This is a genomic window from Arthrobacter sp. 05T444, from assembly GCF_056395905.1.
Genome location: NZ_JBFTKK010000013.1, coordinates 114763 through 127725, shown reverse-complemented (window position 1 = coordinate 127725; position 12963 = coordinate 114763). Strand labels below are relative to the sequence as shown.

Annotated in this window: 11 protein-coding genes and 1 pseudogene; 3 read left to right on the top strand and 9 right to left on the bottom strand. The window is 60.4% G+C overall.

Translation table 11 applies throughout. The features are described from left to right. Positions 1-104: 104 nt before the first annotated feature. The 4 genes and pseudogenes from AC1DD3_RS13985 to AC1DD3_RS13970 form a co-directional block, all read right to left on the bottom strand. Positions 105-1139 carry an ATP-binding cassette domain-containing protein gene (locus AC1DD3_RS13985; RefSeq protein WP_476881940.1) on the bottom strand — a complete coding sequence of 345 codons (1035 nt, stop codon included), beginning with the start codon at positions 1137-1139 and terminating at the stop codon, positions 105-107. A gap of 32 nt (positions 1140-1171) precedes the next feature. Next, a complete protein-coding gene (locus AC1DD3_RS13980; protein ID WP_476881939.1) occupies positions 1172-2299 on the bottom strand; it encodes a sugar ABC transporter substrate-binding protein in 1128 nt (375 codons plus the stop codon). Positions 2300-2925: 626 nt separating this feature from the next. Then, positions 2926-3396: pseudogene (locus AC1DD3_RS13975) on the bottom strand (ATP-binding protein). Positions 3397-3650: 254 nt separating this feature from the next. Further along, the gene (locus AC1DD3_RS13970; protein WP_476881938.1) at positions 3651-3902 is read right to left on the bottom strand and encodes a Mu transposase domain-containing protein; all 252 of its coding nucleotides are present in this window, start codon (positions 3900-3902) and stop codon (positions 3651-3653) included. A gap of 23 nt (positions 3903-3925) precedes the next feature. Between AC1DD3_RS13970 and AC1DD3_RS13965 the strand changes: the two genes are divergently transcribed. After that, on the top strand, positions 3926-4162 hold the full coding sequence (locus AC1DD3_RS13965) for a hypothetical protein (RefSeq protein ID WP_476881937.1): 237 nt from the start codon (positions 3926-3928) through the stop codon (positions 4160-4162). A 571-nt stretch (positions 4163-4733) separates the two neighbouring features. Here the strand turns inward: AC1DD3_RS13965 and AC1DD3_RS13960 are convergent. From AC1DD3_RS13960 to AC1DD3_RS13940, 5 genes are all read right to left on the bottom strand, one after another. Then, a complete protein-coding gene (locus AC1DD3_RS13960; protein ID WP_476881936.1) occupies positions 4734-5801 on the bottom strand; it encodes a maleylacetate reductase in 1068 nt (355 codons plus the stop codon). A gap of 9 nt (positions 5802-5810) precedes the next feature. After that, positions 5811-6680, bottom strand: coding sequence for a dioxygenase family protein (locus tag AC1DD3_RS13955; protein ID WP_476881935.1), 870 nt, complete (start codon positions 6678-6680; stop codon positions 5811-5813). An 843-nt stretch (positions 6681-7523) separates the two neighbouring features. Continuing rightward, positions 7524-8480 (bottom strand): LysR substrate-binding domain-containing protein, encoded by a 957-nt coding sequence (locus tag AC1DD3_RS13950; RefSeq protein ID WP_476881934.1) that lies wholly within the window; start codon positions 8478-8480, stop codon positions 7524-7526. A 1450-nt stretch (positions 8481-9930) separates the two neighbouring features. Beyond that, positions 9931-10089, bottom strand: coding sequence for a hypothetical protein (locus AC1DD3_RS13945; RefSeq protein WP_476881933.1), 159 nt, complete (start codon positions 10087-10089; stop codon positions 9931-9933). Between the two features lie 191 nt (positions 10090-10280). Beyond that, complete coding sequence (locus AC1DD3_RS13940; protein ID WP_476881932.1) at positions 10281-11201, bottom strand: LysR substrate-binding domain-containing protein; 921 nt, start codon at positions 11199-11201, stop codon at positions 10281-10283. A 108-nt stretch (positions 11202-11309) separates the two neighbouring features. Between AC1DD3_RS13940 and AC1DD3_RS13935 the strand changes: the two genes are divergently transcribed. Then, positions 11310-12605, top strand: a complete 1296-nt coding sequence (locus tag AC1DD3_RS13935) for a cytochrome P450 (RefSeq protein WP_476881931.1) — start codon at positions 11310-11312, stop codon at positions 12603-12605. Between the two features lie 27 nt (positions 12606-12632). Beyond that, positions 12633-12956, top strand: a complete 324-nt coding sequence (locus AC1DD3_RS13930) for a 2Fe-2S iron-sulfur cluster-binding protein (RefSeq protein WP_476881930.1) — start codon at positions 12633-12635, stop codon at positions 12954-12956. The last annotated feature ends 7 nt before the right edge of the window (positions 12957-12963 follow it).

Here is a 12963-nt window from a genome sequence, read left to right as displayed (position 1 = left end):
CGCCGACGCCGCCAGGCAACCCTCAACGCCTGCCACGCCCGGCATCCTCACCGCTACCGCAACAAACCCACCGCACCAGCCGCCCCGGCCCACGCCGGCATCAACTACAAAACCAACCAGCTGTCACAAACAGCTTGATTCATTCCGCTGGAAAGACGATCTGACGGAAGGTACCCCATCCCTGCCGCGATCGAACGATGGGGCTTTCCTAGCGGAATGTTGAAGCCGCCGAGCTCGATAGTCCCGCAGGTAGGCAGTGTCGCGCCGAAGATCAGTCCATTTAGTTGTTCCATCCCGGAGCCGATGAGTCCGGCCACGCCCACCACCTCGCCGGCGTGAAGATCGAAATCCACGCCACGCACCTCAGCTCCTCTGAGATCACGGACGCGGAGTGCTAATCCACCCGTGGAGTGCGTTCTCTGGCTTCCTTCTCCGGCGAATGGATCACCGGCAATCACAGACAAAAGATCCCCTTGGGAATACTCGCCGCGGTGATACTCAGCAGCGATCCGTCCGTTCCGGAGAATCACTGCACGGTCCGCAATGTCCATAACTTCACTCAAGCGATGAGAAATGTAGATGATCCCAACGCCTTGGGCAGCGATAGCGCGAATCGAGCCGAGCAATACTGCCGTTTCATCGTCGTGCAGCGTTGCCGTCGGTTCATCCAGTACGAGGAGATGGTCTCCGTTAGCCCAACCGTCGAGCGCTCGGATGATCGCCACGATCGTACGCTGCGCTGGAGTTAGCCTACCTACGGGTAAATCCGGATCGATCTCGACGCCAAAACGTGCCAGCAGTTCGGTAATCCTTTGCCGCTCCCTAACAAGCGAGAAAGGGGCAAGCAAATTACCGGTTCCTTTACGTCCAACATCAAGATTCTCGATGGCCGAGAGCGTGTCAACGAGTCCTAGGCTCTGATGGATGACATGAACAGTAGTGGCACCCTTATCAACTGTGCCCTCAGTCGGGGGCTGCACGCCGTCGAGGATCTTAACAAGGGTTGATTTGCCGGATCCGTTGTGGCCGAGCAGACCTACTATTTCACCTCGACCAACAACCATAGACACGCCGTCGAGTGCCCTCGTCCCACCAAATGTCTTCGTAACTTCTCGAATGTGAATAAGTGACGCGTTCATCCGAACCTTCCTTGAATCGAATTCAGCGCCAGTTACCTGACCTGCCAGATTTCCTTGAAACGCTCCCGCATGTCGGGGTATCCCGTCCAGCCAGAGTTCATGTCCCCGCGGAGGTTATCTTTAGTCAGAATCTGGGCGATCAGTTTGTCTCCGGCCACGCCTGCTGATACGTCTTGACCAACGATCTCCCGCGCGAGCGAATCAATGATCGTCCACACCAGAGCCTGACTGTCTAGCGTAAGGCTGGACTGCAAGTTGCCTTCCTGGATATCTGCCAGCTGTGCGGGGCCGGCGCCATACATGGTGATAGGCACACTGACTCCTGCTACTTTCAGTGCCGAAGGAAGACCGCTGGTCTGCTCGCCGATGGACATCACCGCGATGGAGGTGTCCGGGTTGGCGGTGAGGTCATTAACGATGGTCTGCGACGAGGTATTGCCGAGCGTTGCTACCGGAACGTCGACCTCCCGTACGACGCAGGAGTCGCAGAGCTCAGCGATTCGTTGCTCATAGGCAGCCACAATCTTGTTGGTAAAGCCAAGCTCCGGCGTACGATAGATCACCGAGTTCGCTGCCACCTTGCCCTGCGAGAGCACCCAATCCGCGAGCCAGGACCCAGCCCGCTGGTTCCATACCGTTGAAGAGAGAGCTGCGTGGAAATCATCGGGGAGGCCGTCGATACCGGTAGTGGCAACTGCGACTCCGGCTTCACGGAGCTTCTTAAATTCCCGCTCCCACAGCGGGTACTGGAGTGCGGCAACCATGACACCGTCGTATTTGTCGGTGATGATCGAATCGAAAGCTGCGGCGATCGAATCGGCGGTTGTTCCAGCCTGGATAACTGTCACTTTCATACCGAGAAGTTCCGCCGGCTCCTTGGCGATATTTGACATCAAGGCACAAATTGGTGTTCCGCAATCAACCACAGCGAGTCGTGCACCAGTCGGGAGACTCTTGAGCTTCTCTGTCACTGTGAAGTCCGTTGGGGCGTTAACCAGCGGCTGGATGCTCGTCCGCGCTGTTTCGGTCGCATTCGATGACGGGACGTCGCTGGGACCACTGTCTATCGAATTTCCCTGTGTTGCCTGTCCGGAGCAGCCGGACAGGGCCAGCGTGACTGCGGCTGCGGCTGCCAACGCGGCCAAGGTGTTCTTCTTCATTGAATAGTTTCCTTTGTCCAATATGGATGGAGGTTCCTCGGCCTAACGCCTAGGGGTGTTGCGGATCGAATCTCGCCTGAATTCGGAAGAATCCCCACGCTTTCCCGCCAGCGGCTCCTCGGAACTTCGAAGAGCCTGATACTCGACGACTGTGTCGAGATTGCGAATATAGGTGGGCGGCCCTATATCTTCGGCTGATAGCAAAACCTTTCGGTCACAGCCACCTGCTGATCCACAGAATTAGCGCCGCCCAAAAGCTATACCAGCGGAGTGGTTTCGGAACGCTGCCTGGGATGAATCCACTGGATGCGACACTTCCTTTGTCTCGGGCATGAGACTGATGAAATCACGACATAACTGCATGGAATCCGCCCATTCGTTCTACCCCGTTGATATCGGCGCTTGTCACCGCTGTAGATCATGAGTAACCGCACACCTCATTAACGCCGTGATCTACGTAACTTGCGATCCATGTAGCGTCACTCGAATCCACATAACGACACGAGGCGCATTTCAGCCCCAAAGCAGGGGACATTTGAGAGGACTGGGCAACGGCCCCCCTCGGCTTCGTCGTTCCGGCGGCTGCTCAACGGATGCGATCAGGGTGCTTTTCTGGCTGATCACCGTCACTGAACAGGGAGTCCCCGTAGCAGACCTCGAGAGTTCTTGGATATTTGGTCAGCGAACACGTCGCCCCAGGGGGCGAACGGCAGGTTCGAGGTCAGGAGCAGCAAGGCGTGCTCGTAAGCTGAGGACACGAGCTGGAAGAACAGGTTCGCGGCGTCCTGTTCGAACGGAACATGACCAACCTAATCGACGATGATCAGCCCATAGCGACGCAGCCGGACCATTTCATGCGGCAACCGCCCGCCCTGGGGCTCTGTCTGAAGCCGGGCGGCCCAGTCGATCTCGGTCGCGAACAGGGCCCGTTGGCCCGTAGCCCCAGCCCGGTGGCGAGGTGGGTTTTGCCTGTGCCGCGCGGCCCCGAGCAGGATGATGTTGGAGGCTTCGGTGAGGAACGCTCCGGTGGCCCGATGCGCGACGGTGTCGCGCTTGAGGCCGGGCTGGTGGTTGAAACTGAAGTGCTCCAGCGACATGCGGGCGGGAAACCCGGCAGCCCTGGCCAGGTATCTCAGCGCCGGAGGCTTCGCGGGCGGCGACTTCCCGGGACAGGACGCGGCGAGGTATTCCTCGTGGCTCCAGCATGGTCAGCGAGCCTGGCTGCTGCTTCCCGGATCCTTGGCGCCGTCATCGCCCGGGAGTAGTACTCGATCGTCCCGGCGGTATCTTTGGCTTCAGTCATCAGGCGACCTGCCCGTCACTAAGGGCGGCACCGAAAGCCCGGTGGTAGTCAGCCAGGTGCCGGGTTTTGGAAGGCTTTCCGCAGCGTCGGGACGGTCTCGACATGGTCTGGATCGGTAACCGTCAGACCGGCGCCGCAGCACCTTGCGTAGTTTCCGACGCAGCGCCCGTCCAGGATGATCGTCAGGGTTTCCAGGTCCGCGGTGACGTCGACGAACTTGCCGATCGCCTGCGGGTGGACGGAATAGTCGTTGGATCCCATCCGGACGTAGTAGTCCCGCGGCAGCCTGACCCGGGTCATATCGTTTGACCTGCACGACCCTGATGGCAAAGACCCCGGCGGCATTACTGTTCCGCCGGCGGCTGCCGGCTTCGTTGTCGCAGATCAGCGGCCTCGAAACCGCTCCCAAGGATCCGATTAGCTCCCACATCCCGACCAGCGGGCCCGCGGTCATCCGGGACGGGATCATGCTGGCCATGATGAACCGCGAATGCGAGGACACCATCACCAACCCCGGCAGGACCTTTGGCTTCCCGCTACCGAAGGGTATTCGTTCGTAACTGATCCGGTCGGCAGGATCGGCCGGGGCATACTCCGGCCGATCCTGGCCACGTTCTCCCGGAACCAGGGAGCCGCACCAGCCCACACGCTCCGCACCGGCATCCGCGGATTCTCTAGCAGCAGCGCACGGATCGCCGATTTCACCGTTTTGATCCCGGAGTCGTGCGGCGCACGCCCATAAGTCGGCGGACCATCAGCGCTGGCAACCTTGGCGACCAGGTTCCGGAAAATACCCCGCCGTGTCGCTATCGACCTCATCGACTCACCCTCGGCAAGGCGCAGCCGCCGAATCAGCGCCCAATCCTCCAATGTGATCACCCACCCAATCATTTAGTACGGGTGGCTCAGTTTTCGACCGTCACCGACATTTCGCCGCCTCGTTAGTTCCGGCTCGGTCCCCTTTTCAGGCCTCGTAGAGGAAGCGACGCTGGTTTAGCGGCACGAGTCCGCATCAGAGACGGCGTGCCGTTCAGCAGCAACTGCCGGGATCGGGGAGCTGGGAGAGCGGTTGGCGTATGCCGGCTACCGCCAAGTGAGCAAACCCAGGCGGTAGCCGGTCAGGCTGGATCGCTAGGCTGCGGACACAGGACTGCCGTTAAGCGCGGCCCGCAGGAGCGTGCGGATGCCATCCCGGGTTACCTCACGGGGGTTCGCGTAGGGGTTTCGAGTAGCAAGATCCACGACCTTCTCTAGGTCTCCCTCTGTGAGTCCCAATTCTCGGAGGGAGGCAGGCGCTCCGAGTTCGAGGCTGAGGCCTCGAAGATAAGCTGCGGGATCCTCTGAACCGGTTGCCCGGCGCAGCGCTTGAACCGCAGTCTTCGCATACGGTGCGTTATAGGCGAGTGCGTAGGGAAGCACTACCGTGTGGGTTTCGGCATGAGGAAGATTGAAGGTTCCCCCCAGCGTGTGGCAGAGCTTGTGATGAAGGGACATGGTTGTTGCACCGAGCGTCGCACCACAAAGCCACGCACCGGATAGCGCCTCACTGCGGTACTCGACGTTCTGCGGGTCTTTGACAATCTTGGGCAGCGCTGCGGTCAGAGCGCGCACGCCTTCTTCTGCCATGGACGAGACAATTGGAGAGCCGTCCGGCGCGTAGAGTGCCTCAACCGCGTGGGCGATCGCATTGAACCCGCTTGTTACGGACATTCCAACGGGAAGTGTCAGGGTCAGCTCGGGGTCGTAGATGACGCTGGTGGGCAGTACGCGTGGATCCCGCCCTGTCTTTTTGACGTTGTCAGCCGTGAGCCCCCAGATCGGTGTCATTTCTGAGCCGGCGTAGGTCGTGGGCAGAGCGATGATCGGCGTCCCGTATTCCAGGGCAATGGCCTTGCCCAGCCCGGTTGTGGAGCCTCCACCGACTGCAATGCAGCCATCCGCACCGGCCTCGGTGGCGATGCGCTGCGCGTCGCGGGCTGTCTCAATGGGAACGTGCATTTGGGCCTTGGTGTAGACACCGACGCTTAGCTCCCCGAGGGAGTCTGAAATTTCCTGGGCGAGGTCAGCTTGGAATTCGGTGGCCAGCACCAGTACTCGTTTCAGGCCGAGCGCTTTGACCTCGTCCGCGAGCTTTGCCCGGTAGCCAGCGCCGAAGAGTACGCGCATGGGCAGCGCTTCATAAGTGAAAGGGGCGGACATTGTTGTCTCCTAGGATTCTGGGTGCAGGACGATATCGAAGTGTCCGTGGCGAAATGGGCTCTGGACGCCGTATCGGTCGGCGTCTGCTTCGTTGGGGTTTTCAGGAAAGTCTTTGACCAGGGAGTCTTTAACGGCGAAGACTGCATCGGATTCAATGTATTCGCTTCCGCCAATGAAGATGTGGGTGGTCAGCTCCCTGTACCCGGGTGCTGTGACCAAGAAGTGGATGTGGGCGGGCCGGTACGGGTGCCTGTCCGCTGCTTCAAGGAGCTCGCCCACGGGTCCGTCTGTGGGAATTGGGTAGTACATGGGGATGACGGTACGGAAATGGAAGAGACCTTCCGCGTCTGAGCGGAGGAGCGCCCTGCCGTTGCCCACACGTTGAATGCCTGGCTGCTGAACGTCGTAGAAACCCTTGGTGTTGGCTTGCCAGATGTCGATTTCAGCATTGGGGAGAGGCGTTCCGTCAATGGAGACGACGCGCCCGCTCACCACAGCTCGTGGCCCATCACTTTCGGGGGAGACGTCTTCGCCTAGTTCGCGGGCGGGGGACTCGACCATATGAAAGGGACCAAGGACGGTCGAATCAGTGGCCTCTGGAGTTTCCCGGCTGTTGATGGTTTCAACCAGCATGGACACGCCCAGGACATCGGAGAGAAGGATGAATTCCTGCCTCACGTCGGTGCAGGTCTTTCCTGTCCGTGTGAGAAAGTCGATCGCTGATTCCCATTCCTCAATGGAGGGCGCTACGTCCTGCACGAAGGCGTGCAGGTGAGTCACCAGGCTGCCCAGTATCTGCTTTAGGCGCGGGTCCGATGTTTTTGCGAAGCTTTGCAGCACCTCAGAGGTGAGGGTGTCGATGTCGACATTCGTGGCCATGATTGGTCTTCCTTGACGTGTGTCGGTGGTGATGTTGGTCGTCTGACGAGGGTGCGGTGCGGGTGAATTCGAGACAGCGGGCTGGTTACCGGTGTCTCGGCAAATCGGCACGGTATTGTCCAGGACGGCGTCCAGGCGGGGTCGGGGAACCGGCGTTGACAATACTTTTTGGACCTTCGGAGCCTGCCAGTCCCTGGTGACGGCCAGGACGGTAGGCGCTGGCTGGCGGCATATTCCATAAGCATCGCGTCGGGTTGACTTGCAAGGCCCGAAGCATTGTCGATGGTGGTGGCACCGTAGGCTTCCCTCATGGCGGGGAGCCAGGGGCGTGTGATCCTCCCGTAGCTCATGTAGTTCAGGTCCAGGGTGCCGTTCCAGTCCCTATCCCTGAGCTCTGGGAATCCCGGAGGCTCCTAAACTCACGTTGTTGAAGGGGATGTCCAGGCCGCCGAGAGCACTAAGCTCTGCTTTGCCAGCGACTCAACCTCATCTGACAGCCGGAGTGCAGCCCCGGTTCCGAATAAGACCCGCATGGCCACTGCGTTCTGAATAAAGTCCCTGACAAAGGTCGAGGTACTCTCGGCAAGCATTGTGGGTTCATGCCTAGGCGGCGCGGCGCTTCCCTGCAGGAGACGAACGCCCTGCGGAATGGGGTGGTCATGTCGAGCATTGACATGGCTTGATGTTTGCATTCTGCCTCCTCCGGCTTCGTTGTTGAGTTTCCGGGTGCGGGCGTGCCGGAGTGGATGCCTGCCGGTTTCGTAGCGCTCTAAAGAAACGACCAGACATATCAATGGTCAAGTGGATCAAGAGTTTTTGTCCAATACCAATATAAGGACTCACTTATTCGGCCTGCGAATGAATGGCGGTGATTCGGTCGGGCCGATCGGGGGCGTCAGCTTCCGGGCCGCCGACTCCGCGTACAGTATCGACAAAGCCTTTGACGATGGGATTGTCTGACCCCTGCAGCCAGATGATTCCCATGCGTACCTCCACGGGGTTTTCCAAGGGACGGTATGTGACGCCGACCCGCTGGAGGCGGCGAACAGAGGCGGGCACCAGCGCCACGCCCACACCACTTGCTACAAGACCGGCAATGGTTTGGACCAGGGCTGCTTCCTGCACGACTTCGGGAACGATACCGGCACGGCGACATTGTTCGAGGACTGCTTCCCGCAGCCCGGAGCCTTGATGGCCTGAGACAGTGACGAAGGGTTCGCCAGCCAAATCGGCGACGTCAACCCTTCGGCGCGGAGCCAATCGGTGATCAGTAGGCATCACTGCCACCAACGGTTCTTGGGAAACCGCAACCGAACTTAGGCCGGGATCTCCGAAGGGAGGTTCGTCACCGAGCGGAAGGTAAAAGCACCCGCAGTCAATGACCCTGGAACGTAGTTCCTGCACTTGCTGGTCGGGGCGCAGCTCATGCAGGGACAGCTGCACACGGGGATACACTCCGCGGAAGGCCCGAAGGATCGGCGGCAGCAGCTCAGTTGTGGCCGAGGGGACAAATCCCAGCGTTAGATGTCCGATCTCCCCTGATGCCGCACTCCGTGCTTGGCTGACATTCTCCTGCAACTGAGCCAGGAGGCGCCGCGTGCTTGCCAGGAATAGCTCCCCAGCCGGTGTCAGTGAGACCTTGCGGGTTGACCTGTCGAGCAGGAGCACCCCAATTTCCTTTTCCAAGGCTCGGATCTGTGTACTCAGCGGCGGCTGAGTCATGTTCAAACGCTCCGCCGCCCTGCTGAAATTGAGCTCGTCACCGACCATCAAGAAGTACTCCAGCTGGCGCAGTTCCATGGAGCATCCCCATCTATTCATCGACAGTGTAGCGATTCGTCTCCCGCGATACTACGGGAATCGCGTTGAGCCTAGAGGTTGAGCAGCCGTTGGGCGCTACCGTGGGCAGTCTTCCCCCCCGGTCAACTTCACTGATGGGAGCGGTCCTGAGGAATTTCGTCGCCGTGTCCGTGTCTTCGAACGGGTAGTCAGTGCCGAACAGAATCTTGTCCTCCAAAGCGCATAGCAGAGGCGGTGCATCGCAGTCACCTGGTGTAAAGATTGCGTCGGATGAACTGGGGAGGGGCTTTCCGAGGGCAAGGTCTTTGCCGGTGCATTTGTGCCAGTCCCAGCGGGAGAACAGGCGCCGCATAAGGTCAACCGGAGTATATAGGATTCAGTGTCATCGCCCCAGCTCCGCATCGGGCCGACTAGCTCCGGGCACCCCGAAGGGACGTATGCCGAGTCCACACTATTGCCCGGGCACATACTCCCGGAGGAACGGAAATCGGGGTCCTCCAGGTCGCGCACTGGGTAAGCGTTGACCAGACCCCTCTGAGCCCCAAATCCTCCACGGCGCGCTCGAGCTCGCGGGCGGCCGCCTTTCGGGTCCTGCGTGGGCGGGGCTGCGGAGCCTGCCAAACGGTCGGGGTGTGGCGTTGAACGCCCAACGTTCGGCCTAGTCGCCAATCCATGCGCTACCGAGCTGACCGTCATTTCAGGTCCACAGCTAGCAGCACCGCTCGCAGGCCGGTGATTCCCGCCCCACCTCGAAAGGAGGAAGTTCCGACCTTCACGCGATGTGGGTCCCGTGATTACCTGAGTTGTGGTGAGGCCCTATGGCCACTCGGGGAGGGCTCGGGCCGGCGTGACGTCCGGGTCGGGGTATTGTCGACCCATCTTACTGGCCGCAAGCTCCTAGTGGCACCACGTCATCTGCGAGGATGTGTCTAAAAAGACCTCAAGCTGCAGGCTACCTGCACTATACGACGCCGTGCTGCAAGCCTTGGCCGAGAGCGGACATAACCGATCTGGCTTTTTGGGATCGCATTCCGGCGATCAGCATAGACCGCCCCGCACTCGCAAGACCGCGGCACAGCACCACCCACTGCTTCAGCCCCGTCAGCCCGCGGCTTTCGGCAACTACGGATGAAAATCTAGACATGGCATCTCCTCATTGAGCACTGCAAACGACGATTCTCGGAGGTCCGCTTTTGGGCTTTGATCGCTGCGTTGGGACGCTACCTCGGCACCTCTTTCGGTGTCAAAATTTGCGACCAAACTCACCCTTAAGGCTGCGGCAGAGAAAGTGGCTTCCGCGGCGTTTTGAAATTCGTGCCCCGGCGTCCGCTTCAGCCATCGCCACGAAGGGCATCTGATCTGCGGAAACGCCCATTTCGTCAAGGCGAGGGGGTTCTCGGAGCTCCCCCCTCCCGATTTAAGCGCCGATAGTGGAGATTTCGTCAATCTACTAGCGGAGGAATTGGTGGAGTCCGGGGATTGCGAAATCCACTTTGCGATAGCCTGCGGACTCGATCAGGCCCTCGGCGATGAGCCTGTTGACATTGGGCTTGGCTTTGAGGATGACGCCGATCTGACCCGCAGCGGAGAGTCCATCCTGGGCTACCATCGCGTCGAGAACTCGCGGTCTCTGGCTCGAGATATCGGACAATAACCCACGGCGCCCCCGCCCGGCTTGAAACAGTGCCCTGAAAGGGTGGCCAACACGACCCCAAGATCCGGGGCCCTATCGCAGCCCAAGCTCAAGCGATCAGCACGCATATCACCTTGGGATGAACGGCATTGCGTCAACGGCAGCCGTTACCCGGGCTCAATGGTGTCCAGCACCTCGACAGCATAGTCGATTACGGCCCGGGCGCGGGCCGTTGGTGATGATCCTTTTGGCCAAACTGCAACGACCGAGGTCTGGCCGGCGCGGGGACGAAGGTGCCTGGTTACTAGCCCTTTGCCTTCGCTCGAAACCGGGATCTGGTTTGGCCGGGACATCAGGAGGCTGTAACCGAGCCCGCGGCCCACCATTGCCCGGACAAGGTCGATCTGGGGGACCACCGCACCCACGTTTGGCTTGAGCCCGCGCTGTGCAAACATCAGCTGCGTGTATTCGGTGCTTGGCGCCGTGTTCAGCATGATGAGAGGCTTTATTGCCAGGGCATCGAGGTCGACGTCGTTTTCCTTGCTGAGCGGATCGTCGGCGCCCAGAACGGCCATGACTTCGGTCTTATAGATGACCCGGCGCTCCACGTCCGCTGGCAGCCCGATGTCATAAACGATGGCCGTATCCAACGCTCCACTTTCAAGTGCCGGCAACAGTTCAGAGTGGTCTCCCACCGTAATACTGATTTCGACCTTGGGGTGAAGACTTGCCATGCCTTCGAGCACCGCGGGGAGGACGTTGCTTGCCAGGCCCGTGTAGCACCCCAACGCCACCGGCCCCTTCAGCTCGCCGCGCAACTGGCCCAATCCGTCCGCCAGCGCACCGGCTTCCCGCAGCAGCTCCCCGGCCCGCCTAGCGAAGTGGCGTCCGGTCGGCGTCAGGTGCATGCCTTTGGCCTTCCTGCGGATGCATAACTGCTCACCCACGGCGGCCTCCAGCTCGCTGATCGCATGGGAGAGCGCAGATTCGGAGATATGCAGCTGCTGGGCCGCGGATCCGAGGGTCGCATGTTCTGGAAGCGCGGCAAAGAGCTCGAGCTGGCGAAAAGTGAACTTGGGGACAGCCAATGTTTCTCCTAAAGAATCGAAATACTTCCGCGAATATCCGCAGTTTACTAGGGAAACTTCCACTGTGAGACTGATTACACAACGACGTGCCAGTAGGAGTTATCAACCATGAAGACACAAGCCGCCCGGTGCCCTTTTCACGGGAAATCAGAGATTTCAGCCGACGCCGCGGACTCGGTGCGCGGCAGCCAGGACCTGCGTCCGGCGAACGCTGCAAAAGATCCCGCCGGCTACCCGGTGGCTGAATGGGTTGACGTGGCTGCCCTTGCCTCCGATCCATACCCGACCTATGCCCGGCTTCGGTTGGAGTCGCCGGTCGCGTGGGTTCCGCAGCTGAACAAGTTCCTGGTAACGAGCTACTCCGGCTGCCACACCGTGGAGAAGGATCAGGAGACCTTCAGTGCGAACGTTTCCGGGGCAACGATGACGCGGGCCATTGGCGCCCGGCCGATGCTGCGTAAAGACGATCCGGAGCACGCAGTAGATAGGGCGCCGGTTAACCCTGTGCTCCGTCCCAAGAACATCCAGGAAGTCTGGGGGCCGGTTTTTGAACGCAACGCCGAAACCTACCTGGAGAAAGTTGCCGAGATCGGACCCGAGGATGCAGACCTGAACCGCGACTACGCAGCGCCCGTCGCCTCGCAAAACCTCATTGACCTCCTGGGGCTGAAGGACGTTTCAGTGGAGCAGGTACGCCGCTGGTCCCACGACTTCATCGCCGGCATGGGCAACGTCCTGGACGAGAGGTCCATCTGGGATCGGTGCGACGCCGCAACCGCCGAAGCCGATGACCTGCTCGAGGAATTGATCCCCTACTACCGGCAGAATCCGGACGCCTCGATGGTGTCGGCCTTCGCTAACAGCGGGTTGCCGAATTCCAGCGTCGCGGCCAACGTCAAACTGACCATCTCCGGTGGCATGAACGAACCCCAGCACATGGTTTCCAACATGGTGTGGGCCCTCAGCAACCACCACGACCAGCGCGAGCAGGTCCTCGCCGACCCCGCATTGTGGGCGTCGGTGTTTGATGAGGCGGTCCGGTGGCAGTCCCCCATCGGCATGTACCCCCGCGAAACGACCCGTGAAACCGTGCTTGAAGGAGTGCGGATCCCGGCTGGCTCCGGGATAGGCGTCGTGGTGGCATCCGCCAACCATGACGCCACACACTTCGGCGATTCAGCAGCAGAATTCGACATCAACCGGCCAAAGCGCCCGCACCTCGCCTTCGGCAGCGGAGTCCACCTCTGCGCCGGCCACTGGGCCGCAAGGACCTCAATCGGCCAGATCGCCGTACCCATGGCCTACAAGCGCTTGCCGGGACTGCGCGTCGACGAGCGGCGACATGAGAGCTGGGACGGCTGGGTCTTCCGCGGCCTGACCAGCCTGCCCGTCACCTGGAACTAAAAGCACCACCAATTACAAGGAGCAACGATGCCCACCATCACCTACACCCAGCCCAACGGCACCCAGCAAACCCTCCAAGTCGAGGCAGGCGCAACATTGATGCGAGCGGCCGTCAACAACGGCATTGACGGCATCATCGGCGAATGTGGCGGTCAGGCCATGTGCGCCACCTGTCACGTCTACGTGCGCCCCGAATACGTCCAGGCGCTGCCCGGTATCAGCGACGACGAAGACGAAATGCTCGACTGCACCACCGCCGAGCGGCGGGACAGCTCCCGGTTGGCATGCCAGATCACAATCGACGCAGAACTGTCAGAGATTGTCGTCGATATCCCTGCCAGCCAACTCTAGAAGCGGG

Coding starts and splice junctions, on each gene's coding strand:
- AC1DD3_RS13950 (WP_476881934.1), bottom strand. CDS start 8,480: ATGGAACTGCGCCAGCTGGAGTACTTCTTGATGGTCGGTGACGAGCTC.
- AC1DD3_RS13930 (WP_476881930.1), top strand. CDS start 12,633: ATGCCCACCATCACCTACACCCAGCCCAACGGCACCCAGCAAACCCTC.
- AC1DD3_RS13980 (WP_476881939.1), bottom strand. CDS start 2,299: ATGAAGAAGAACACCTTGGCCGCGTTGGCAGCCGCAGCCGCAGTCACG.
- AC1DD3_RS13955 (WP_476881935.1), bottom strand. CDS start 6,680: ATGGCCACGAATGTCGACATCGACACCCTCACCTCTGAGGTGCTGCAA.
- AC1DD3_RS13935 (WP_476881931.1), top strand. CDS start 11,310: ATGAAGACACAAGCCGCCCGGTGCCCTTTTCACGGGAAATCAGAGATT.
- AC1DD3_RS13965 (WP_476881937.1), top strand. CDS start 3,926: ATGGCAAAGACCCCGGCGGCATTACTGTTCCGCCGGCGGCTGCCGGCT.
- AC1DD3_RS13985 (WP_476881940.1), bottom strand. CDS start 1,139: ATGAACGCGTCACTTATTCACATTCGAGAAGTTACGAAGACATTTGGT.
- AC1DD3_RS13945 (WP_476881933.1), bottom strand. CDS start 10,089: ATGGTAGCCCAGGATGGACTCTCCGCTGCGGGTCAGATCGGCGTCATC.
- AC1DD3_RS13960 (WP_476881936.1), bottom strand. CDS start 5,801: ATGTCCGCCCCTTTCACTTATGAAGCGCTGCCCATGCGCGTACTCTTC.
- AC1DD3_RS13970 (WP_476881938.1), bottom strand. CDS start 3,902: ATGACCCGGGTCAGGCTGCCGCGGGACTACTACGTCCGGATGGGATCC.